This window comes from Streptantibioticus parmotrematis, assembly GCF_019890615.1.
In the GTDB taxonomy this organism is placed as follows: domain Bacteria; phylum Actinomycetota; class Actinomycetes; order Streptomycetales; family Streptomycetaceae; genus Streptantibioticus_D; species Streptantibioticus_D parmotrematis.
The window spans coordinates 173,700-194,837 of the sequence record NZ_JAINVZ010000002.1 but is presented as its reverse complement, the minus strand read 5'-3'; the positions used below and the strand labels follow the sequence as shown (position 1 = coordinate 194,837).

Below are 21,138 nucleotides of genomic sequence, written 5' to 3'. Positions count from 1 at the left end.
GACATGCAGATCCACAAGTACGACACCGTCATCGTCGGCGCGGGCGGCGCCGGCATGCGCGCCGCCATCGAGGCGACGAAGCGCAGCCGCACCGCCGTGCTGACCAAGCTGTACCCGACCCGCTCCCACACCGGTGCGGCGCAGGGCGGCATGGCCGCCGCGCTCGCCAACGTCGAGGACGACAACTGGGAGTGGCACACCTTCGACACGATCAAGGGCGGCGACTACCTGGTCGACCAGGACGCCGCCGAGATCCTGGCGAAGGAGGCCATCGACGCGGTCCTGGACCTGGAGAAGATGGGCCTGCCGTTCAACCGGACGCCCGAGGGCCGCATCGACCAGCGCCGGTTCGGCGGTCACACCCGCAACCACGGTGAGGCGGCCGTCCGCCGCTCCTGCTACGCGGCCGACCGCACCGGTCACATGATCCTCCAGACGCTGTACCAGAACTGCGTCAAGGAGGGCGTGGAGTTCTTCAACGAGTTCTACGTGCTCGACCTGCTGCTCACCGAGGTGGACGGCGTCAAGCACACCGCGGGCGTCGTCGCGTACGAGCTGGCCACCGGCGAGATCCACGTCTTCCACGCCAAGGCGGTCATCTTCGCCTCCGGCGGCAACGGCAAGTTCTTCAAGGTGACCTCCAACGCGCACACCCTGACCGGTGACGGCCAGGCCGCCGCGTTCCGGCGCGGGCTGCCGCTGGAGGACATGGAGTTCTTCCAGTTCCACCCGACCGGCATCTGGCGCATGGGCATCCTGCTGACCGAGGGCGCCCGCGGCGAGGGCGGCATCCTTCGCAACAAGGACGGCGAGCGCTTCATGGAGAAGTACGCGCCGGTCATGAAGGACCTCGCCTCGCGTGACGTCGTCTCGCGCGCGATCTACACCGAGATCCGCGAGGGCCGCGGCTGCGGTCCCGAGGGCGACCACGTCTACCTCGACCTCACGCACCTGCCGCCGGAGCAGCTGGACGCTAAGCTGCCGGACATCACCGAGTTCGCGCGCACCTACCTGGGCATCGAGCCGTACACCGACCCGGTGCCGATCCAGCCGACCGCGCACTACGCGATGGGTGGCATCCCGACCAACGTCCAGGGCGAGGTGCTGTCCGACAACACCACGGTCGTCCCGGGCCTGTACGCGGCCGGCGAGGTGGCGTGCGTCTCGGTGCACGGCGCCAACCGCCTGGGCACCAACTCGCTGCTCGACATCAACGTCTTCGGCCGCCGTTCCGGCATCGCCGCCGCCGAGTACGCCTCGACCCACGACTTCGTGGAGCTTCCGGAGGACCCGGAGGCCCAGGTGATCGAGATGGTCGAGAGCATGCGCGACGCGACCGGCAACGAGAAGGTCACCGACATCCGCAAGGCGCTGCAGGAGACGATGGACACCAACGCGATGGTGTTCCGTACCGAGCAGACGCTCAAGCAGGCCGTCGAGGACATCGCGGAGCTGAAGCGTCGCTTCCAGCGCGTGAGCGTCCAGGACAAGGGCAAGCGGTACAACACCGACCTGCTGGAGGCCATCGAGCTGGGCAACCTGCTCGACCTGGCCGAGGTGCTCGCGGTCTCCGCGCTGGCCCGCAAGGAGTCGCGCGGCGGTCACTACCGCGAGGACTTCCCGAACCGCGACGACGTCAACTTCATGCGTCACACCATGGCGTACCGCGAGGTGGGCGACGACGGCACCGAGACGATCCGTCTCGACTACAAGCCGGTCGTGCAGACCCGCTACCAGCCGATGGAGCGTAAGTACTGATGAGCACCGCAACGGTGGACAACAACCACTCCGCCGCGCTGGACGCCGCCGAGAGCACCGACGCGCACCTGATCACGGTCACGCTGCGGGTCCGGCGCTACAACCCCGAGGTGTCCGACCAGGCCTCCTGGGTGGACTACAAGCTGGAGATGGACCCCAAGGAGCGCGTCCTGGACGCCCTCCACAAGATCAAGTGGGAGATCGACGGGACGCTGACGTTCCGCCGGTCCTGCGCCCACGGCATCTGCGGGTCCGACGCCATGCGGATCAACGGCCGCAACCGGCTGGCCTGCAAGACGCTGCTGAAGGACATCAACCCCGAGAAGCCGATCACGGTCGAGCCGATCAAGGGGCTGGCGGTCCTGAAGGACCTCGTGGTCGACATGGAGCCGTTCTTCCAGGCCTACCGCGACGTCATGCCGTTCCTGATCACCAAGGGCAACGAGCCGACCCGCGAGCGCCTGCAGTCCTCCGAGGACCGCGAGCGCTTCGACGACACCACCAAGTGCATCCTGTGCGCCGCGTGCACGTCGTCCTGCCCGGTCTTCTGGAACGACGGCCAGTACTTCGGCCCGGCCGCGATCGTCAACGCGCACCGCTTCATCTTCGACTCGCGCGACGAGGCCGCCGAGCAGCGCCTGGAGATCCTCAACGACCGTGACGGCGTGTGGCGTTGCCGCACGACCTTCAACTGCACGGACGCCTGCCCCCGCGGCATCGAGGTCACCAAGGCCATCCAGGAAGTCAAGCGCGCCTTGATCACGCGCCGCTTCTGACGGACACCGCTCGCGCCGAAGGGGCCGCGTTCCACCCGGAACGCGGCCCCTTCGGCGTTGTCGTGTCGTCAGCCGCTCGTGCGCAGCGCCTTCAGGCCCCGCAGGCCGATCAGGCCGATGGCGGTGCCCAGGAGGAAGGAGACGATGGCCAGCAGGAGGTGGATCCAGAAGTAGGCGGTCGGGTCGCCGTCGTGGAAGGCGAGACCGCTGGCGTCGGCCCAGAGGTTCTTGACGAAGGTGATCCAGATGCACCAGCTCCACGCGCCGAAGGCGACCAGGAACCAGCAGACGCGGCGGCTGAGCTTCATGGCGTCCAGTATGGACGGGGTCCCGGAGCCGCCCGTCGCGGGGGTGCGCGGGACGGTTCCGGATGCGCGGGGCGTTCGCCCGGTTGCATGACCGGAACGTGGGTTTCCTCACTCAGCCGGGTCATCGTCGGGGTGTCCGCTTTCGCCGGATCCCCCTGTACGTTCATGGGGTGCCCTCGAACCGTCCGGCCCTGCGAGGCCGTCCTGCCCTGACCGTCAGCGCCGCCGTGCTGGCCGGTTCCGCCGTGCTGGCGTCGAGCCCGGTCGCCCATGCCGCCGACCCCGCGGAGCCCCGGCCGCCCGAGCACATGTCGACCGTGGGCGGCGACCGGCTGGGCCAGGAAGGCACGCAGGTCGCGCTCACGGCGGGGGTCCCGGCGCTGCCGAAGACCACCGCGCGCTCGTGGATCATCTCGGACGCGGAGACCGGCCAGGTGCTGGCCGCGCACAACGCGCACTGGCAGCTGGCGCCGGCGAGCACCCTGAAGATGCTCTTCGCCGACACCGTGATGCCGAAGCTGCCCAGGGCCCAGACGCACGTCGTCACCGCGCAGGATCTCGCGGGGATGGGCGTCGGCAGCAGTCTGGTGGGCATAAAGGTCGGCCTGCCGTACACCGTGCAGGACCTGTGGCGCGGCGTCTTCCTGCGGTCCGGCAACGACGCCGTGCACGTGCTGGCCTCGTTGAACGGCGGAGTGGCGACCACCGTCAAGGAGATGCAGGCCAAGGCGGCCGACCTGCAGGCCGACGACACCCACGTGATCAGCCCGGACGGCTACGACATGCCGGGCCAGGTCTCGTCCGCGTACGACCTGTCGCTCTTCGCCCGCGCGGGGCTGCAGAACGCCGACTTCCGGTCGTACTGCTCGACGGTGAGCGCGCAGTTCCCCGGCGACTTCAAGAAGGGCTCGAAGGACCGCGAGAGCTTCGCGATCCAGAACACCGACCGCCTGCTGGCCGGTGACCCCGTCGAGGGGCTCAGGCCGTACCCGGGCATCGCGGGCGTCAAGAACGGCTACACGACCAACGCGGGCAACACCTACACCGGTGTCGCCGACCACGACGGCGTGAAGCTGCTGGTCACCGTGATGCATCCGGACGCCGGCGGTGACGAGGTCTACAAGGAGGCCGCGTCGCTGCTGGACTGGGGCTTCAAGGCCGCGGGCAAGGTCCAGCCGGTCGGCACGCTGGTCGCGCCGAAGAGCGCGCTGCCGGGTGACGGCGCCTCGGCGGGCGCGGGCAAGGCCGGCGGTACGTCCGCGTCGGCGAAGCAGGCCGGTTCCGGCTCGGGCGGCATGTGGACGGCGGCGGGCATCACCGCGGGCGCGCTGGTGGTGCTGGCCGGCATCGCCGTGGCGGTCCGCCGCAAGTGGCCGCTCCCGTCGGGCAACCGCCACCGGGGCTGAGCGGCGCGCCACCGAGGCTGAGCGGCGCTGAGCGACACGTCCACGCCCGGGGTCAGGTCCCGCCGCCTCGCGGTCAGGGGCTGTCCGCGGCGGTCGTCTGTCCCCGGTGGCCGGGCCCGGAGTCGTCCCGCTGCTCGAGGCGGCAGACCTCGGCGCGCTCCTCGCGTTCCGCACGGCGGACCCGCGCCCGCTCCGCACGGCGGGCGTCGGTCTCCTCCTCCGCGTCCTCCTGCCGGTCCTCCCGCGCCTGCTCCGACTCCGCTTCGGCCTCCGCGACGCGGTCCATCTCCATCTCGCCCTGGGAGCACTGCGTCGCCGTCCATGCCGAGCACAGCAGCAGCAGCTTCGCCATGAAGTTGATCCACAGCAGCAGCGCCACCGGCGTGCCGAAGGCGCCGTACATGCTCTTGCCCGCGACGCCCTGGAGGTAGCCGCTCATGGCGACCTTGAGTATCTCGAAGCCGACGGCGCCCAGCAGCGCGGCGCTCACCACCGCGCGGCGGCCGGGGCGCACCCTGGGCAGCGAGGTCAGCAGGTAGGCCAGCATCAGGAAGTCGCCGAGCACGGCGATGACGTAGCCCGCGACGGTCAGCAGCCAGCTGCCGACGCCGTTGCTGGGAATGCCGATGTGGTGCGCGGTCCAGCCCACGGCCGAGGTCGCGAAGGCCGAGCACGCGGTGGTGGCCAGGCCGACGACGCCCAGCCCGAACAGCACGCCGAGGTCGAGGACCTTGCGGACGATCGGGTTGTCGTTGGGGTCGTCCAGCTCCCAGACCGCGCGCAGGCAGCCGCGCAGCGCCCCGATCCAGCCGATGCCGGTGAGCAGCAGCAGCGCGCCGGCGATCAGGCCGACGGTGCCCGCGTGCGCGGCGAGGCTGCTCACGTCGATCTGCTTGGACAGTCCGGGGAGCTGCTGGTTGAGCTTCTGCTCGACGGTGTGCAGCTGGCCGGGGCTGAGCACGGCGGCGCCGATGGCCGCGCCGACGGTGATCAGCGGGAAGAGCGCGATGAAGCTGGTGAAGGTGATGGCGGCGGCGAGCCGGGACCACTGCACCCGCTGTGCGTGCTCGAACGCCCGCCAGCCGTGGGTGCGCATCCCCCGCGCGATCCACGGCCCGATGACGGGAAGCCGCGTCAACCAGTCCATGATCGCCGGATACCCCCGATACCGCCGTGCACACCGCTTGGGCCGCCAGAACCGCCGAATTCCCCCAATGGGGTGGTCTTGCCGGGTTTTCCCGTCGTGGCTCCGACGTGCGGGCGCCGCATGGCCGTGTTAGGCGGGGCGCGGCGACCCGGTACGAGACGGCCCGCGCCGGACGCGACCGCCGACGCGGGGAACCGCCCCTCAGGCGCCGTCTACCGCACCGGTTCCGTCTACCGCACCGGCTCCGTCTACCGCACCGGTTCCGCCGCGTCCAGGCCGCCCGACTGCTGCTGTGGCACCCCCGGTGTCAGGCCGGACGCGTGGGCGAAAGGGTAGTCGCGCAGGGTGCGCCAGACCCCGTCGTCGCCCTGCTCGTAGAGGCGGAAGCCGGTGACCGTCCAGGACGCGGTGTATCCGGCCAGTTCCCGCTGGGCGCGGTCGAGCGCCTCCTCGGGCACGCCGTGCGCCACGGTGACGTGCGGGTGGTACGGGAATTGCAGCTCCCGGGCGACCGGCCCGGACCGTACCCGTTCCTGGAGGGCGGCGCACTCCGGTCCGCCCTCGGCCAGGGTCACGTAGACCACCGGGGAGAGCGGGCGGAAGGTGCCGGCGCCGGCCAGGCGCAGCCGGAAGGGGCGGCCTGTGCGCGCGACCTCGGCCAGGTGGGCGCCGAAGGCGTCCAGCACGGCCGCGTCCACCTCGGTGGGCGGCAACAGCGTGACGTGCGTCGGAATGGCGTGCGCAGCCGGGTCCCCGAAGCCCGCGCGGCGCTGCTGGAGCAGGCTGCCGTACGGCTCGGGGACCGCGATGGATACACCGATCATCCGTGTCCCCAATGCGATCTCCCCTTTCGAGGTGTTGAGGAGGCCGGGCCTTCGACGTCTTCGGTGGTGGTGGGTCCTGGCGGCCGCTCGCGGCCGGGTGCCTTCGGCGCGGTCCCGCGCGTCCGGCACCCGGGGCGGCGGACGGTCAGTGCTTGGCCGGCACGAAGCCGACCCGGTCGTACACCGTGGCCAGGGTCTCCGCCGCGACGGCGCGGGCCTTCTCCGCGCCCTTGGCCAGGACAGAGTCCAACGACTCCGGGTCGTCCAGGTATTCCTGGGTGCGCTGCCGGAAGGGGGTGACCCACTCGGTGAAGACCTCGGCGAGGTCCGTCTTGAGCGCGCCGTAGCCCTTGCCCTCGTAGCGCCGCTCCAGCTCCGGGACGGCGGTGCCGGTGAGCGTCGCGTAGATGGTCAGCAGGTTGCTGACGCCGGGCTTGGCCTCGGTGTCGTAGCGGATGACGGTGTCGGTGTCGGTGACCGCGCTCTTGAACTTCTTGGCCGAGGTCTTGGGCTCGTCGAGCAGGTTGACCAGGCCCTTCGGTGAGGAGGCCGACTTGCTCATCTTGACCGCGGGGTCCTGAAGGTCGTAGATCTTCGCGGTCTCCCGGACGATGTAGGCGTCGGGGATGGTGAACGTGGGCCGGGCGGCGCCCTGGTCGAAGCGGCCGTTGAAGCGCTCGGCGAGGTCGCGGGTCAGCTCGATGTGCTGGCGCTGGTCCTCACCGACCGGCACCGCGTCCGCCTGGTACAGCAGGATGTCGGCGACCTGCAGTATCGGGTACGTGAACAGCCCGACGGTGGTGCGGTCGGCGCCCTGCTTGGCGGACTTGTCCTTGAACTGCGTCATCCGGGAGGCCTCGCCGAAGCCGGTCAGGCAGTTCATCACCCAGCCGAGCTGGGCGTGCTCGGGCACGTGGCTCTGGACGAACAGCGTGCAGCGCTCCGGGTCCAGCCCGGCCGCCAGCAGCTGGGCGGCGGCGAGGCGGGTGTTGGCGCGCAGCTCGGCCGGGTCCTGCGGCACGGTGATCGCGTGCAGGTCGACCACCATGTAGAACGCGTCGTGGGTCTCCTGGAGCGCGACCCACTGGCGGACGGCGCCGAGGTAGTTGCCGAGGTGGAACGAGCCCGCGGTCGGCTGGATGCCGGAGAGCACGCGAGGCCGCTGACGGGCGACGGGCGACGGTTCGAAGGCCATGCGGTCATTGTCTCAGGTCCCGGGCCCCGCCCGGCACGGCCGCGCGCTCCTTCTCGCGCGGCGGCCGTGCGGGCCTGAGGGGTCCCGGGCGTCGGGGGTCCCGGGCGTCAGGGATTCCGGGTGTCCGGGGCCCCGGGTGCGGCGGGTCAGCTCAGGTCGACGCCCGGGTAGAGCGGGAAGCCGGAGAGCAGTTCCGCGGCGCGGGCGGCGACCCGCAGGGCCACGCCCTCCTCCAGCACGTGCTGCGCCTTCGACGGCTTGCCGCCCGAGGTCAGCCCGGGCTGCGCGGAGCCGAGCACGGTGTCGATCAGCGCCGCGATCTCGTCCATCTCCGCCGTGCCGAGCCCCCGGGTGGTGAGCGCGGGCGTCCCCAGGCGGACGCCGGAGGTGTACCAGGCGCCGTTGGGGTCGCCGGGGACGGAGTTGCGGTTGGTGACGATGCCGGACTCCAGCAGCGCCGCTTCCGCCTGCCGTCCGGTGAGCCCGTAGCCGGTCACGTCCAGCAGCACGAGGTGGTTGTCGGTGCCGCCGGTGACCAGCTTGGCGCCGCGCCTGAGCAGGCCGTCGGCGAGCGCGCGGGCGTTGTCGACGACGCGCTGGGCGTAGTCGCAGAAGTCGGCGCGGCGGGCCTCGGCGAAGGCGACCGCCTTGGCTGCCATGACGTGCGGCAGCGGCCCGCCCAGCACCATCGGGCAGCCCCGGTCGACGTGCTCGGCCAGCTCGCTCTGGCACAGCACCATGCCGCCGCGCGGCCCGCGCAGCGACTTGTGGGTGGTCGTGGTCACGATCTGCGCGTGCGGCACGGGGTCGAAGTCGCCGGTGAGCACCTTTCCGGCGACCAGCCCCGCGAAGTGCGCCATGTCGACCATGAGCGTGGCGCCCACCTCGTCGGCGATCTCCCGCATGATCCGGAAGTTCACCAGCCGGGGGTAGGCGGAGTAGCCGGCGACGATGATCAGCGGCCGGAAGTCGCGGGCGGTCTCGCGCAGCGCGTCGTAGTCCAGCAGCCCGGTCGCCGGGTCGGTGCCGTAGGAGCGCTGGTCGAACATCTTGCCGGAGATGTTGGGCCGGAAGCCGTGGGTGAGGTGGCCGCCCGCGTCCAGCGACATGCCCAGCATCCGCTGGTTGCCGAAGTCGGCGCGCAGCGCGGCCCAGTCGGCGTCGGTCAGCTCGTTGACCTGCCGCACGCCCGCCTTCTCCAGCGCGGGGCTCTCGACGCGCTGGGAGAGCACCGACCAGAACGCGACGAGGTTGGCGTCGATCCCGGAGTGCGGCTGCACGTAGGCGTGCTCGGCGCCGAACAGTTCGCGGGCGTGCTCGGCGGCGAGCGACTCGACGGTGTCGACGTTGCGGCAGCCCGCGTAGAAGCGGCGGCCGACGGTGCCCTCGGCGTACTTGTCGCTGAACCAGTTGCCCATGGCCAGCAACACGGCGGGGGACGCGTAGTTCTCGCTGGCGATCAGCTTGAGGGAGGAGCGCTGGTCCTCGACCTCGGCGCCGATGGCGTCGGCGACGCGCGGCTCGACGTCACGGATGACGTCGAGGGCGGCGCGGAAGGCGGTGGACTCGGTGGAGCGCGGGGTCGGCTCTGGTGCCATGGGATCCTCCGGCGGTCTTACGTGCGTGCTTCACGGACGTGTACGAACGGTCGGTCGGCCCAGGCGCACGGCACTCGCTTCCCGGGCCGCTCCCCGATGGTCGGTCCCATCCCAGCGCGCCAGTCACGGCCCGTCGCCACTCTAACCATCGGGATTTTCTTGCGCCCTATCGATAACCCGGAATGCGCGCTTTCTTCCCCGGCCCGCGGGCGGACGATAGAAAGAGGCCACCCCCGCCGGACGCCCGAGCAGGTCACGCCTGCGCGCGCGAGCAGGTCATCCTGCGCACGATCGGAGAACGCCATGACCACGCAGCCGACGCAGCCGACAGCGGCCGCCCCGCAGGACCCGCACGCCTCCCCCGCTTCATCCGCTGCGCTGATCAGCCGGGCCGACGCGTACAGCGCGCACAACTACCACCCGCTGCCGGTGGTCGTCGCCTCCGCCGAGGGGGCCTGGATGACCGACGTCGAGGGCCGCCGCTACCTCGACATGCTCGCCGGGTACTCGGCGCTCAACTTCGGCCACCGCAACCAGCGGCTGATCGACGCCGCCAAGGCCCAGCTGGACCGCGTCACGCTCACCTCGCGCGCCTTCCACCACGACCGGTTCGGCGACTTCTGCGAGCAGCTGGCCGAGCTGTGCGGCATGGAGTCGGTGCTGCCGATGAACACCGGCGCCGAGGCGGTCGAGACGGCCGTGAAGACCGCCCGCAAGTGGGGCTACCGGGTCAAGGGCGTGCCGGACGGCCAGGCGCGGATCGTCGTGGCCGCCGACAACTTCCACGGGCGCACCACGACGATCATCAGCTTCTCCACCGACGAGGAGGCCCGCGCCGACTTCGGCCCGTACACGCCGGGCTTCGACGTGGTGCCGTACGGCGACCTGGCGGCGCTGGAGGCCGCGATCGACGAGCGCACGGTGGCCGTGCTGCTGGAGCCGATCCAGGGCGAGGCGGGCGTCCTGGTCCCGCCGCCGGGCTACCTCGCGGGCGTGCGGCGGATCACCCGCGAGCGCGGCGTGCTGTTCGTCGCGGACGAGATCCAGTCGGGACTCGGCCGGACGGGACGCACCTTCGCCTGCGAGCACGAGGGCGTGGTGCCCGACATGTACGTGGTGGGCAAGGCGCTGGGCGGCGGCGTGGTCCCGGTCTCCGCGATCGTCTCCTCCGCCGAGGTGCTGGGCGTCTACCGGCCCGGCGAGCACGGTTCGACGTTCGGCGGCAACCCGCTGGCCTGCGCGGTCGCCCTGGAGGTCATCGCGATGCTGCGCACCGGCGAGTTCCAGCAGCGCGCGGCGGAACTCGGTGACCACCTGCACGCGGAACTGGGCGCGCTGGTGGGCGGCGGCACGGTCGACGCGGTGCGCGGACGCGGGCTGTGGGCGGGCGTGGACATCGCACCGGGCCACGACACCGGCCGCGAGGTCTCCGAGGCGCTGATGGAACGCGGCGTGCTGGTCAAGGACACCCACGGCTCGACGATCCGCCTCGCGCCGCCGCTGGTGATCTCCAAGGAGGACCTGGACTGGGGGCTCACGCAGCTGCGCGAGGTGCTGGGGGCGTAACGGGCGCCTCCTGGGCGGCGGTTGGCGTTCGGCGGTCGGCGTCCGCCGAGCAACGATTCGCGTTTCGGCACCCGGTGTCCGTCACGCGGCGGTCCGGCGTCGTTCCGTGCCCGCCACCGGGACGCCGAGGGGGCGGGCCAGGCCGATCACGCCCTCGTCGAGCCGTTGCAGGTGGCGCAGCACGCGGAAGGTGACCGTGCCGGGGCGCGGGCCCGCCGCCTGCGGTCCCTCCAGCATGGCGGCGATGCTCGCGCCCGACTCGACCTCGCCGGTGGCCTGCTCGTCGGTGAGGTACGCGGTGAGCACGTCGAGGTTGTCGTGGATGCGCCGCACGGCCCCCGCCAGCCGGGGGTCGGCGGCGATCCTGGTGCTGTCGGGCACGAGTTCGGCGGTGGCCGCCAGCGAACGCGCGTGGTAGGCGCACGTCTCCAGCATCGCCACCACGTAGCGCGCGGTGCGCCTGCGCACCCGCAACGGCGTGATGGGGTGCGTCAACGGCCGCGTGGAACGGCGCAGTTCGTCCAGCGCGGTGTCCAGGTCCCGTGCCATGTCCAGCAGATCGACGGGCGTGCCGCCGCTGAGCTGGGCCACGGCCGCGGTGCTGACGTCCCTGAGCCGTTCCAGGACGGCGCGCAGCTGCTGGTCGGTGCGTTCGCCGGTACGTACCGGCAGCACCATCAGCGCGGCGATCATCCCGCAGCTGGCGCCCAGCGCCGTCTCCTCGATCCGCAGCACCAGCACGGCGGCGCTGTAGGTGTTGAGCAGCGTGTAGAGCAGGCCGAGCATCGCCGTGACGAAGAACGACATCAGCGCGTACGACAGCGGCGCGGTGAAGAACATCCCGAACACGCACAGCAGCACCAGCAGGAACGCGGTCCAGGTGTGGTGGCCGACCAGCCCGGCCAGCCCGACACCGGCGACGACGCCGCACACCGTGCCCAGCACCCGGCGGTAGCCCTTGACCACGATCTCGCCGGTCGAGGAGGTGTTGAGGAAGACCACCCAGCAGGTCAGCACCGCCCAGTACCAGCGCTGCGAGGACAGGAACTCGCCGCCCACGATGGCCAGCGCGGAGCCGACCGCGACCTGGCAGGCGGCCCGGGTCGTCGGCCGGTCCAGGCCGTGCGGCTGCTCGTCCTCGTCGCCCGCCTCCTCGGCGGCGATCGACAGCCCCTCCGCCTCGAACTCCTCACGCGAACGCGTCGTCTCCGGCGCGTCGTCGGACTCGTCGTCCACGCCGTCGTTGATGGCCAGCCGCAGTCCCAGCACCGCGCGGGCCGCCTCGCCGACGCAGCGGAAGACGTCCTGCACGGCGAGCGGGGCGTCCGGCAGGTTCTCCTCGTCGCGGTAGGACAACAGCCGGTTGCGGATGACGGTGAGCGCGGTGCCGGGGGCGCCTGGGCCGAGCCGGGTGATCAGCAGGTGCAGCCCGGCGAGGTCGCGGCGCAGCCGCTGCGTCGTGGCGTCCTCGATCGGGCTGTCGGTCGGCGCGGTGAGCGCGGAGGCGTCCGGCAGGTGCAGCGTGAGGGTGTCGGCGCCCTCGTAGTCGCGGGCCTTCATCAGCATCAGGCCGAGGCGTTCCGCGGCGATCTCGGCGTCGGCGATGCGGCGTTGCAGGAGCGCGGCGGAGGCGGCGTCCCGGGTGCCGTCGTCCAGCCGCCCCTGGATCATCAACGCGCACTCGTGCAGCCGGGCGGTCTGGCGGCGCAGGTCGTCGACGGTCTTCTCCACGCGGTCGGCGGCCGCCTCGCCCACCAGCTCCGCCTCGATCAGCACGACCTGCGCCAACCGCGCCCGGAACGCGTGCCGCAACCGGTCGAGCACCCCTTCCGGCGTCGCCCGCACCAGCACGAACCGCCCGACCGCCGCCCCCAGGAAGGCCGCCGCCAGCGTGCCCGTCAGCTCCGGCAGCATCCCGACCCGGGCGTGCACGAACAGCGAGACGAAGTAGATCTGAAACCCGATCAGGCCGAGCGCGGTGCCCCGGTCGCCGAACCTCCGCACGTACACGGCGGTGAAGATCAACGCGATGAAGAACAGGTCACCGGCGACCACGTACTGGTTGAGCACCGCGCCCAGCGAGACCGCCGCGACCGCCGTGGGGAACCCCAACGCCAGCGTGAGGGCCTGGTCCTTCGGCACCCGCTCGCTGATCGCGAACGTCGCCACCATCGCGGCCATCGCCCCGGCCACCAGCAACGGCGCGGGCGCCCCGAACGCGGCCAGCACCGCCAGCGCCAGCACGATCGACGCCACCGTGCGCAACCCGGCCATCAACCGCAACAGCCCAGGATCGGAGGCGCCGAACCGATCCCACCAGCCGGTTGGTCCCTGCCGCCTCAGTCCCGTCATGCCGCCGCCGCTCTCCCCGCTCCCGTACTTCCGCCGCACGTCAATGCCGTTGTACGCCGCGAACAGGATCTCACGTAAGGGGGCGCGGGCGACGGGACGGGGCGGGGTGGGCCGGGGCGGGGTGGGCCGGGGCGGCGGTGGCTGACGACGGCGGAGGGTGGCGGGCTTCCCAGCGGTGGGCTTCCCGACGGTGGGCTTCCCGGCGGTGGGCTTCCCGACGGTGGGCAGCGGGGTGGGGGCGGCAGCGGCGGGTGGGGTGCGGGCGGCAGCGGCGGCGGCGCGCGTGGCGGGCGGCAGCAGCGGGCGGCAGGCGGCGGGAAATCGGCTCCGGGCGGGGCGGGCCCGTAGAGTCCGGGGCGTGCTACTTGGTCTGCTCTGTGCTCTCGGTTCCGCCGTCTGTTTCGGCACCGCCTCCGTCTTCCAGGCCGTGGCCGCCCGCCGCGCGGCCTCCGCGGACGACTCCGCGGGCGTCGATCCGCGCCTGGTGATGCGCGCGGTACGGCAGGGCTGGTACGTGCTCGGGCTCACGCTCGACGGGGCGGGCTTCCTCCTGGAACTGGTCGCGCTGCGTTCCGTGCCGATCTACGCGGTCGGCGCGGCGCTGGCCGCGAGCCTCGCGGTGACGGCGGTGGTGGCCTCCTGGATGCTGAAGGTGTCGCTGGGCAGGGCGGAATGGGGCGCCGTCCTCGTCGTCTGCCTCGGCCTCGGGCTGCTGGCGGCGGCCTCCGGCGCGGAGGGCCACGGCACCGGCGGACCGGCGCTGCGGTGGGGCACGCTGGGCGCGGCCGCGCTGGTACTCGTCGCCGGCCTCGCCGCGGCCCGCCTGCCGGCCCGGGCACGGTCGGCGGCGCTGGGCCTGGGCGCGGGGCTCGGCTTCGGCGTGGTGACCGTCGCGGTGCGGCTGATCCCCGACTTCGGCATCACCGACCTGCTCACCAATCCCGCGACCTACGCCGTGCTGCTGGGCGGCGGCACCGCGTTCCTGCTGCTGACGACCGCGTTGCAGCACGGCTCGGTGACCGTGGCCACCGCGGGCATGGTGATCGGCGAGACGATCGGCCCGGCGCTGGTCGGCGTCCTGGCCCTCGGCGACCGCACCCGCGACGGCCTGGCGGGTCTCGCCATCGCGGGCTACGCCCTGGCGGTCGTGGGCGCGCTGGCGCTGGCCCGATTCGGCGAGGGCGGAGCGGAGCCCCATCCCCGGGACACGGGGGCTTCGGCGACGTCCGAGGACACCGGAGGCACGGGGGGCACCGGGGGCACCGGGGGCACCGGAGGCGGGACTTCGGCTTAGGCGAGGCGGGCGCGGTCGACGCGGGCACGAGCGGCGTTGACGCGGGCCGCGTTGACGCGGGCGTGGGCGACCCCGGTCCGTTGGCGGCGTTGGCGCAACTGGCCGTCGGACGTGGGCGGAGGCGCGGGCTACGCCGCCGCCGGGGCGCTCGTGATGACCGCGAACAGCGCGCCGAACGGGTCCGCCAGGACCGCGGAGCGGCCCACGCCGGGTATCTCCTCCGGAGGCATGATCACGCTTCCGCCCCGGGCGCCCGTCGTCGCGGCGGCCGCGTCCGCGTCGGCGACCTCGAAGTAGGGCCGCCAGCCGGACGGTGTCCCGGCCGCCACGAGGTTCTCCGCGACCGGCATGATGCCGCCGTGCGCCGCCTCGGCACCCGCCCCCGTGGGGCTGACGACCGTGTACGTGAACCCCTCCATCGGCGACTCCTGGGCGTCCCAGTCGAAGACCGAGGCGTAGAAGTCCTTCGCCCGGGCCGGGTCGGTGCTGTGGAGTTCCGTCCAGCACAGCGTGCCCGGGTCGGTGACCGCGTCCAGACCCTTGGTGCCGCCGGGCTGCCAGACGGCGAACTCCGCCCCCGTCGGGTCGGTGAGCCCCGCCGTCCGGCCCGCCGTGAAGACGTCGTACGGCCCCGAGCGGATCTGCCCGCCCGCCTGCTCGACCGCCTTGGCCGTGGCGTCCGCGTCGGCGGTGGTGAAGTACAGCGTCCAGGCCGAGGTGGCGGCTTCCTCGGTCAGCGGTCCCACGGCCGCCACCGTGGCGCCGTCCAGGGTGAACATCCCGTAGCCGCCCGCCTCGGGCCCGGCCGAGCGGAAGACCCAGCCGAACAGCTCGCCGTAGAACTCGGCGGCGGCCTGTGTGTCGGGCGTGCCGAGGTCGACCCAGTTGGGCGCTCCCGGCACGTATCGCGTGGTGAGCATGGTGAACACTCCTCGGCTCTCGATCCGGGTCTCCCGGCTCTCGTCCCGCTTCTCCTCCAGCTTGGCAGCGACCACTGACAATCGCCCCGCGAGAGCGACGCGCCCGAGGTCACGGGGCGGAACCGGGCCGCGTGCGCCGGCCTTGGAGGGCGAGGGTGGCGCCGCGGGGTCGTCGCACAGTCGAGCGGGGCTCCATGGCCCGGTCCCTAGGCTCCTTGTGTTATGCGCGAGTTGACGACCGCAGGAGCGCGGCGCTCCGGCACACGCCTGGAAGCGCTCTTAACCTTCGGAGAAAGGGGTGGGGGAAGTCGTGCACTTCGCCGAGCTTGAGGTTCCCGGGACCTACGTCATCACACCGGACCAGATCGTCGACGACCGTGGCACGTTCTACGAGTCCATGCGCACCGACGAGTTCGAGCGGGTGCTCGGCCACGCCTTCGAGCCCCGCCAGATCAACTACTCGGTCTCCCGCCGCAACACCCTTCGCGGCATCCACAGCGTGACGAACCCGCCGGGCCAGGCGAAGTACGTCACCTGCGTGCGCGGCACGCTGCGCGACTTCGTGGTCGACCTGAGGGTGGGCTCGCCGACCTTCGGGCGGTACGCGAGCAACGTGCTGGACGCGGAGTCCGGACGGTCGGTGTACGTGCCGGAGGGCGTGGGCCACGGGTTCATCACGCTCACCGACGACGCCTGTATCTGCTACGTGCTCTCCAGCACGTTCGTGCCCGGCACGCAGATCGACATCGACCCGCTCGACCCCGATCTGGCGCTGCCGTGGGGGTACACGGAACAGCCGCTGATGTCCCCCAAGGACGAGAAGGCGCCGTCGCTGAAGGAGGTCATGGAGGCGGGCCTGCTCATGCGGTGGGAGGACTGACCGCCCGCCGTCCGGTGGACTGAGGCGGCCGCCGCCACGCGACGAGCCACCGAGGACCTGCCGAGACGCCCCGCCGCAAAGCCGTGCCGGGGCCGCGTCAGGGGCGTGCCGGGCCGCCGCCCGGGCGCACCCGTGTCAGGGCCACCCGGCGCGCCGCGTCAGGCCTGCCCGGCGCACCGCGTCAGGCTTCGTCCTCCGCGAGCCTGGCACGGGCCTCCATCAGGGCGAACCCGAGCAGGTTGAGGCCGCGCCAGCCGTCCGGGTCCGCCGCGCGCTCGTCGTCCGCGGCGAGGCCGATCCCCCACACCCGGTCGAGCGGGCTCGCCTCGACCAGCACCCGCTGACGCGTCCCCAGCAGGTAGGCGCGCAGCGCGGGATCCTGGCCGAACTTCGCCACGTTCCCCCCGACCACCAACTCCCAACGGCGCAGCGCCCATTCGTCCTCGTCGAAACCGGTCACGTCGCGACCCAGTTTCTTCGCCTCGGCGGGAGTGCGCGCCGCCAGAACACGTATTCGGGCCCGTTCGTCACCGAACAGCCGCGCCTTGCCGGCCATCATCCAGTGGTGTTCCGCGCTGGCGTAGCGGACGCCGTCCAGCTCGAAGGGCGCGGGCCACCACTGGCTGAGGCAGCCGGGCCCCACGCCACCGTCCCGCGACGGCCGGTGCCCCCAGAACATCAGGTACTTCGGGCGCACGCCCCGGGCCACCAGCGCCGACAACTCCGCGCGGTCACGGACCTCGTGCGGCTCCATCGCCCCTGTCGTTCTCCCCTCGGCGGCCCCGACGGGGGCCTGGTTCCCGTTCATGCCTGGATCCTGCCAGAGGGGTCTGACAACGCCCGTACGCCGACGGCGGATTACCCACCTCGGCAGGGCTTCGCGCGAGCGGCCTCAGGACTCGCGCGCCGGCGGCGACATCCGGGTCGTGACCCCGATGCGGTTCCAGGCGTTGATCGTGATGGACATCGCGATCAGCCGGCTCAGCTCGGCCTCGTCGAAGACGCGGGCGGCCTCGTCGTAGACCTCGTCGGGGACGCCGTGCTCGCCCAGGGTCGTGATGGCCTCGGCCAGGGCCAGCGCGGCGCGTTCGCGTGCGCTGAAGAAGGGCGTGTCGCGCCACACGGCGACGCCGGTCAGCTTGCGGTCGCCGACGCCGAGCGCGCGGGCGTCACGGGTGTGCATGTCGAGGCAGAAGGCACAGCCGTTCAGCTGTGAGGCGCGGATGCGGATCAGCTCGCTGACGACGGGGTCCAGGCCGTCGCCAGCCGCTTCGTCCAGGGCGCGCATCGCGGCGTAGAAGTCCGGGGCGAGCTTCGGCAGCCGCATGCGCTGCGGCTCGGCGGGGACCGGGGCGTCGGTGGCGTGCTCCAGGGTTTCGGTGGTGTTCGCTGTCGTCGTCATACCTCCCACCCTAGGCAGCCATTGGCTCGGTGCTGTGGTCCACTTGAGGCATGGACGAGCGGGCCAATCACGGCGTCGACCTGCATCTGGAGCTGTCCCGCGGCGGCGGTCTGCGGGCCGGGCTCGAAGGGGCGCTGCGGGCTGCCGTACGGGAGGGCCGTCTTACGCCCGGCACCCGGCTGCCCTCGTCGCGCACGCTGGCGAAGGACCTGGGGATCGCGCGCAACACGGTCGCCGACGCGTACGGGCAACTGGTCGCGGAAGGCTGGCTGACGGCGCGGCAGGGATCCGGCACGCGCGTCGCCGGGCGGGCCTGCCCCGAACCGCCCGTACCGGCGAGCACGCTGGTCGACGCCTCACTGCACGCCGCGGAGCACGGCTTGTCGGAGACGGCCACGCTCGCGCAACGCAGGCAGTACGACCTGCGGCCGGGCTCGCCGGACCTGTCGTCGTTCCCCCGCTCGGCCTGGCTCGCCGCTGCCCGGCAGGCGCTGAACCGCGCGCCGAACGAAGCGTTCGGCTACACCGACCCGCGAGGCCGCCCGGAACTGCGCGAGGCCCTCGCCGGGTATCTGTCGCGTGCGCGGGGCGTGCGCGCGCACCCCGATCTCATGGTGGTGTGCACCGGGTTCGTCCAGGCGGTGGGGCTGCTGGGCAGGGCTCTGGCGGCCGGCAGCGGCGCGCCGCCCTCTGGTCGCGGGACGTCGCGCGGTGGGCGGCGCATCGCCGTCGAGGCGCTGGGCTTCCCCGACACCCGCACCGTGCTGCGCCGGGCGGGGCTGACGACGTACGAGCTTCCGGTGGACGCGGACGGCGCCCGGGTGGACGCCCTGGGCGACACCGACGCCGTCCTGCTCACGCCCTCGCACCAGTACCCGACCGGCGTCCCGCTCTCACCGGCGCGGCGGGGCGAGGTGGTGGCGTGGGCCCGCAGGACGGGAGGAGTGGTCGTCGAGGACGACTACGACGGGGAGTTCCGCTACGACCGGCAACCGGTCGGCGCGTTGCAGGGCCTCGATCCGTCGGCGGTCGTCTACGCGGGCACCGCGAGCAAGAGCCTGGTGCCGGGGCTCCGGCTGGCCTGGCTGGCGCTTCCGGCGCGGCTTCTGGAGCCGGTCGTGGCGGAGAAGCGGCTGGCCGATCACCACTCCCCCGTACTCGACCAGTTGACGCTCGCGGAGCTGATCACCTCGGGGGCGTACGACCGCCATGTGCGGCGGATGCGGCTGCACTACCGCCGTCGGCGCGACCGCCTGGTGGCCGCGCTGGCCGAACACGTCCCGCACGTGCGGGTGTCGGGCATCGCGGCGGGACTGCACGCAGTGGTGGAACTGCCCCCGGGCTCCCCGTCCGAAGCGGAACTCGTCGCGCGTGCGGCCCGGTTGGACCTGGCGCTGGCCGGCAAGAGCTACTACGGCACGGTGGACGCGGCCGGCCCCGCGTTGGTCATCGGTTACGGCAGCCCTCCGGAACACGCCTTCACCGGCGCGTTGGAGAGGCTGTGCGCGGTGCTGGCGGGGTAGGGCGGCCGGGCCCGATTCACACGGAACCGACCCCCCGCCCTCACTCCCCGTCACGGCGAGAACCGGCCGCCCAACCCCCGCGAGAAAGCCGGACGTTCGGCCGGATCCCGCTCTGTCGAGGCCGCCGGACGCGGCCCTATCGTGTGGATCCTCTCGGCGCCGAGACACCCACCATTTGGCATGCCTCAGTCAGGCGGCGGATCCGGTCCACCGGCCCCACCCACGGGCTCCACCCACCGGTTCCGCCTGTCTGACCTGCGGCAGCGATCGAAGGGAAACGTCCCCATGCTCGGTGCGTTAGCCATAGGCGGGGCGGCCGCGTCGCTCATCGCGTCGTCGCTGATCGGCGCCCACAGCGCGCAGGTGTGGCCCATCGGCGACGTCCCGCCGCCGTCGTTCACGGTCGGGCTCGTCAGCGTCAACGGCTCGGGCTGCCCGGCCGGGACCGCGGCGGTGGCCGTCTCGCCGGACGACACGGCGTTCACCGTGAGCTACAGCAGCTACCTCGCCCAGACCGGCGGCGGCGCCGCGCCCACCGACTTCCGCAAGAACTGCCAGCTCGACGTCAGAGTCAACGCCCCGCAGGGGCTCACGTACGCCATCGCGGAGGCCGACTACCGCGGCTACGCCTATCTGGCGAGCGGCGCCAGTGCCCAGGAGAGAGCCAACTACTACTTCCAGGGCGAGTCGCAGACCAGCAGCGCCACGCACTCCTTCTCCGGCCCGATGGACGACGACTGGCAGGCCTCCGACGTCACCGGCATCGCCTCCCTCGTCTACGCGCCGTGCGGGGAGACCCGCAACCTCAACATCAACACCCAGCTCAACGTCACCGCCGGGTCCTCCGACCCGTCGAGCACGAGCTTCATGACCATGGACTCGACCGACGGCAGCCTGACCACGATCTACCACCTCGACTGGGCCACCTGCCCGACGAGTTGACCACGCGCGACAGCCCGCCGCCAGGCCTGTGGAAAAGCCTGGCGGCGGGCTGCCGACCCCACCTGTGGATAACTCTGGGTCACGCCCCGGACACGAGTAGTGTGGAACGCGCTCAGGCCCTCGAGGTCAGAGCAGACCCAGGGCGCGCACCGCGTCGCGCTCCTCGGCCAGCTCCTTGACAGAAGCATCGATGCGAGCGCGCGAGAACTCGTTGATCTCCAGCCCCTGGACGATCTCGTACGAGCCGTCCTTGGTGGTGACCGGGAAGGAGGAGATGAGGCCCTCCGGAACGCCGTACGAGCCGTCGGAGACGACGCCCATGGAGGTCCAGTCGCCGTCCGCCGTGCCGTTGACCCAGGTGTGGACGTGGTCGATGGCGGCGTTCGCGGCGGACGCCGCCGACGAGGCACCGCGCGCCTCGATGATGGCGGCACCGCGCTTGGCGACGGTCGGGATGAAGTCCTCGGCGAGCCACTTCTCGTCGCCCACGGCCTCGGCGGCGTTCCGGCCGGCGACCTCGGCGTGGAAGATGTCGGGGTACTGGGTGGCCGAGTGGTTGCCCCAGATCGTCAGCTTCTTGACGTCTTCGACGCCCGCGCCCAGCTTCTTCGCGAGCTGGGTGGCCGCGCGGTTGTGGTCGAGGCGCGTCATGGCGGTGAAGCGCTCCGCGGGTACGTCCGGCGCGGCGGCGCGGGCGATCAGGGCGTTGGTGTTGGCCGGGTTGCCCACCACCAGGATCTTGACGTCGTCGGCGGCGTGGCCGTTGATGGCCTTGCCCTGCGGCGCGAAGATGCCGCCGTTGGCCTCCAGCAGGTCACCGCGCTCCATGCCCTTGGTGCGCGGGCGGGCGCCGACCAGCAGGGCCACGTTGGTGCCGTCGAACGCGACGTTCGGGTCGTCGGAGATGTCGATGCCGCGCAGCAGCGGGAAGGCGCAGTCGTCGAGCTCCATGGCGGTGCCCTCGGCGGCCTTCAGGGCCGGGGTGATCTCCAGCAGCCGCAGCTTCACCGGGACGTCGGCGCCGAGCAGCTGACCGGAGGCGATCCGGAAGAGCAGTGCGTAGCCGATGTTTCCGGCGGCACCGGTGACGGTGACGTTGACGGGAGTGCGGGTCATTGCGATCTCCTGCGCTGTGTTTACGGGGGGATGCCCCCGGTCCCGGGACGGTGGGCGTCCCCGGCCCTGTCGGCCCTTGGTCCGGCTCCCGCGACCTCATCTCTCGACGCCGAGAGAACCGCCGTCAGGCT

18 protein-coding genes and 1 riboswitch are annotated in these 21,138 nt (G+C 72.3%); of the genes, 8 read left to right on the top strand and 10 right to left on the bottom strand.

The genetic code is table 11. The annotated features are described in order from the left end of the window. The first annotated feature begins 3 nt into the window (after positions 1 to 3). Both sdhA and K7472_RS03605 read left to right on the top strand, forming a co-directional pair. A complete protein-coding gene (gene sdhA / locus K7472_RS03610; RefSeq protein WP_222973789.1) occupies positions 4 to 1,758 on the top strand; it encodes a succinate dehydrogenase flavoprotein subunit in 1,755 nt (584 codons plus the stop codon). Then, positions 1,758 to 2,534, top strand: a complete 777-nt coding sequence (locus K7472_RS03605; RefSeq protein ID WP_222973787.1) for a succinate dehydrogenase iron-sulfur subunit — start codon at positions 1,758 to 1,760, stop codon at positions 2,532 to 2,534. Before sdhA ends, K7472_RS03605 begins: the two co-directional genes overlap by 1 nt. A gap of 68 nt (positions 2,535 to 2,602) precedes the next feature. On the opposite strand, the gene K7472_RS03600 is transcribed toward K7472_RS03605, so the two are convergent. After that, entirely contained in the window at positions 2,603 to 2,842 is a 240-nt protein-coding gene (locus K7472_RS03600) for an SCO4848 family membrane protein (protein ID WP_222973785.1), read from the bottom strand. Positions 2,843 to 3,012: 170 nt separating this feature from the next. Here K7472_RS03600 and K7472_RS03595 point away from each other — a divergent pair, with 170 nt between their 5' ends. Beyond that, positions 3,013 to 4,248: a D-alanyl-D-alanine carboxypeptidase family protein gene (locus tag K7472_RS03595; protein ID WP_308013750.1), complete on the top strand. Its 1,236-nt coding sequence runs from the start codon at positions 3,013 to 3,015 to the stop codon at positions 4,246 to 4,248. A 73-nt stretch (positions 4,249 to 4,321) separates the two neighbouring features. Here K7472_RS03595 and K7472_RS03590 read toward each other — a convergent pair whose 3' ends face one another. The 4 genes from K7472_RS03590 to K7472_RS03575 all read right to left on the bottom strand — a co-directional run bounded on the left by K7472_RS03590 (position 4,322) and on the right by K7472_RS03575 (position 9,012). Then, positions 4,322 to 5,395, bottom strand: coding sequence for a YihY/virulence factor BrkB family protein (locus K7472_RS03590; RefSeq protein WP_222973781.1), 1,074 nt, complete (start codon positions 5,393 to 5,395; stop codon positions 4,322 to 4,324). Between the two features lie 248 nt (positions 5,396 to 5,643). After that, positions 5,644 to 6,231: a 2'-5' RNA ligase family protein gene (locus K7472_RS03585; RefSeq protein ID WP_222973779.1), complete on the bottom strand. Its 588-nt coding sequence runs from the start codon at positions 6,229 to 6,231 to the stop codon at positions 5,644 to 5,646. Between the two features lie 133 nt (positions 6,232 to 6,364). Continuing rightward, positions 6,365 to 7,414: a tryptophan--tRNA ligase gene (trpS, locus tag K7472_RS03580; RefSeq protein ID WP_222973777.1), complete on the bottom strand. Its 1,050-nt coding sequence runs from the start codon at positions 7,412 to 7,414 to the stop codon at positions 6,365 to 6,367. A 146-nt stretch (positions 7,415 to 7,560) separates the two neighbouring features. Beyond that, on the bottom strand, positions 7,561 to 9,012 hold the full coding sequence (locus tag K7472_RS03575) for a glycine hydroxymethyltransferase (protein ID WP_222973775.1): 1,452 nt from the start codon (positions 9,010 to 9,012) through the stop codon (positions 7,561 to 7,563). A gap of 50 nt (positions 9,013 to 9,062) precedes the next feature. Further along, positions 9,063 to 9,149, bottom strand: a riboswitch (ZMP/ZTP riboswitch). Positions 9,150 to 9,315: 166 nt separating this feature from the next. On the opposite strand from K7472_RS03575, the gene rocD reads away from it, so the two are divergent. Next, the gene (gene rocD / locus K7472_RS03570; RefSeq protein ID WP_222973773.1) at positions 9,316 to 10,578 is read left to right on the top strand and encodes an ornithine--oxo-acid transaminase; all 1,263 of its coding nucleotides are present in this window, start codon (positions 9,316 to 9,318) and stop codon (positions 10,576 to 10,578) included. An 81-nt stretch (positions 10,579 to 10,659) separates the two neighbouring features. Here the strand turns inward: rocD and K7472_RS03565 are convergent, their stop codons facing one another. Next, positions 10,660 to 12,930 (bottom strand): FUSC family protein, encoded by a 2,271-nt coding sequence (locus K7472_RS03565; protein ID WP_252395031.1) that lies wholly within the window; start codon positions 12,928 to 12,930, stop codon positions 10,660 to 10,662. Between the two features lie 358 nt (positions 12,931 to 13,288). On the opposite strand from K7472_RS03565, the gene K7472_RS03560 reads away from it, so the two are divergent. After that, entirely contained in the window at positions 13,289 to 14,224 is a 936-nt protein-coding gene (locus tag K7472_RS03560) for a hypothetical protein (RefSeq protein WP_222973771.1), read from the top strand. 128 nt (positions 14,225 to 14,352) lie between these two features. Here the strand turns inward: K7472_RS03560 and K7472_RS03555 are convergent, their stop codons facing one another. Next, a complete protein-coding gene (locus tag K7472_RS03555; protein ID WP_222974334.1) occupies positions 14,353 to 15,144 on the bottom strand; it encodes a VOC family protein in 792 nt (263 codons plus the stop codon). 298 nt (positions 15,145 to 15,442) lie between these two features. Here K7472_RS03555 and K7472_RS03550 point away from each other — a divergent pair, with 298 nt between their 5' ends. Beyond that, on the top strand, positions 15,443 to 16,024 hold the full coding sequence (locus K7472_RS03550; protein WP_372457897.1) for a dTDP-4-dehydrorhamnose 3,5-epimerase family protein: 582 nt from the start codon (positions 15,443 to 15,445) through the stop codon (positions 16,022 to 16,024). A 181-nt stretch (positions 16,025 to 16,205) separates the two neighbouring features. Here the strand turns inward: K7472_RS03550 and ybiA are convergent, their stop codons facing one another. Both ybiA and K7472_RS03540 read right to left on the bottom strand, forming a co-directional pair. Further along, a complete protein-coding gene (gene ybiA / locus K7472_RS03545) occupies positions 16,206 to 16,778 on the bottom strand; it encodes a riboflavin biosynthesis intermediates N-glycosidase (protein WP_222974330.1) in 573 nt (190 codons plus the stop codon). 138 nt (positions 16,779 to 16,916) lie between these two features. After that, positions 16,917 to 17,426 carry a carboxymuconolactone decarboxylase family protein gene (locus K7472_RS03540; protein ID WP_222973769.1) on the bottom strand — a complete coding sequence of 170 codons (510 nt, stop codon included), beginning with the start codon at positions 17,424 to 17,426 and terminating at the stop codon, positions 16,917 to 16,919. Between the two features lie 50 nt (positions 17,427 to 17,476). On the opposite strand from K7472_RS03540, the gene pdxR reads away from it, so the two are divergent. Further along, positions 17,477 to 18,949: a MocR-like pyridoxine biosynthesis transcription factor PdxR gene (gene pdxR / locus K7472_RS03535; RefSeq protein ID WP_222973767.1), complete on the top strand. Its 1,473-nt coding sequence runs from the start codon at positions 17,477 to 17,479 to the stop codon at positions 18,947 to 18,949. 285 nt (positions 18,950 to 19,234) lie between these two features. Continuing rightward, complete coding sequence (locus tag K7472_RS03530) at positions 19,235 to 19,891, top strand: DUF4360 domain-containing protein (protein ID WP_222973765.1); 657 nt, start codon at positions 19,235 to 19,237, stop codon at positions 19,889 to 19,891. 126 nt (positions 19,892 to 20,017) lie between these two features. On the opposite strand, the gene K7472_RS03525 is transcribed toward K7472_RS03530, so the two are convergent. Then, positions 20,018 to 21,007 (bottom strand): malate dehydrogenase, encoded by a 990-nt coding sequence (locus K7472_RS03525; RefSeq protein WP_222973762.1) that lies wholly within the window; start codon positions 21,005 to 21,007, stop codon positions 20,018 to 20,020. Positions 21,008 to 21,138 lie beyond the last annotated feature (131 nt).

Coding starts and splice junctions, on each gene's coding strand:
- K7472_RS03530 (WP_222973765.1), top strand. CDS start 19,235: ATGCTCGGTGCGTTAGCCATAGGCGGGGCGGCCGCGTCGCTCATCGCG.
- rocD (WP_222973773.1), top strand. CDS start 9,316: ATGACCACGCAGCCGACGCAGCCGACAGCGGCCGCCCCGCAGGACCCG.
- K7472_RS03525 (WP_222973762.1), bottom strand. CDS start 21,007: ATGACCCGCACTCCCGTCAACGTCACCGTCACCGGTGCCGCCGGAAAC.
- K7472_RS03540 (WP_222973769.1), bottom strand. CDS start 17,426: ATGACGACGACAGCGAACACCACCGAAACCCTGGAGCACGCCACCGAC.
- ybiA (WP_222974330.1), bottom strand. CDS start 16,778: ATGGAGCCGCACGAGGTCCGTGACCGCGCGGAGTTGTCGGCGCTGGTG.
- trpS (WP_222973777.1), bottom strand. CDS start 7,414: ATGGCCTTCGAACCGTCGCCCGTCGCCCGTCAGCGGCCTCGCGTGCTC.
- K7472_RS03590 (WP_222973781.1), bottom strand. CDS start 5,395: ATGGACTGGTTGACGCGGCTTCCCGTCATCGGGCCGTGGATCGCGCGG.
- sdhA (WP_222973789.1), top strand. CDS start 4: ATGCAGATCCACAAGTACGACACCGTCATCGTCGGCGCGGGCGGCGCC.
- K7472_RS03575 (WP_222973775.1), bottom strand. CDS start 9,012: ATGGCACCAGAGCCGACCCCGCGCTCCACCGAGTCCACCGCCTTCCGC.
- K7472_RS03555 (WP_222974334.1), bottom strand. CDS start 15,144: ATGCTCACCACGCGATACGTGCCGGGAGCGCCCAACTGGGTCGACCTC.
- K7472_RS03600 (WP_222973785.1), bottom strand. CDS start 2,842: ATGAAGCTCAGCCGCCGCGTCTGCTGGTTCCTGGTCGCCTTCGGCGCG.
- K7472_RS03565 (WP_252395031.1), bottom strand. CDS start 12,930: ATGACGGGACTGAGGCGGCAGGGACCAACCGGCTGGTGGGATCGGTTC.
- K7472_RS03605 (WP_222973787.1), top strand. CDS start 1,758: ATGAGCACCGCAACGGTGGACAACAACCACTCCGCCGCGCTGGACGCC.
- pdxR (WP_222973767.1), top strand. CDS start 17,477: ATGGACGAGCGGGCCAATCACGGCGTCGACCTGCATCTGGAGCTGTCC.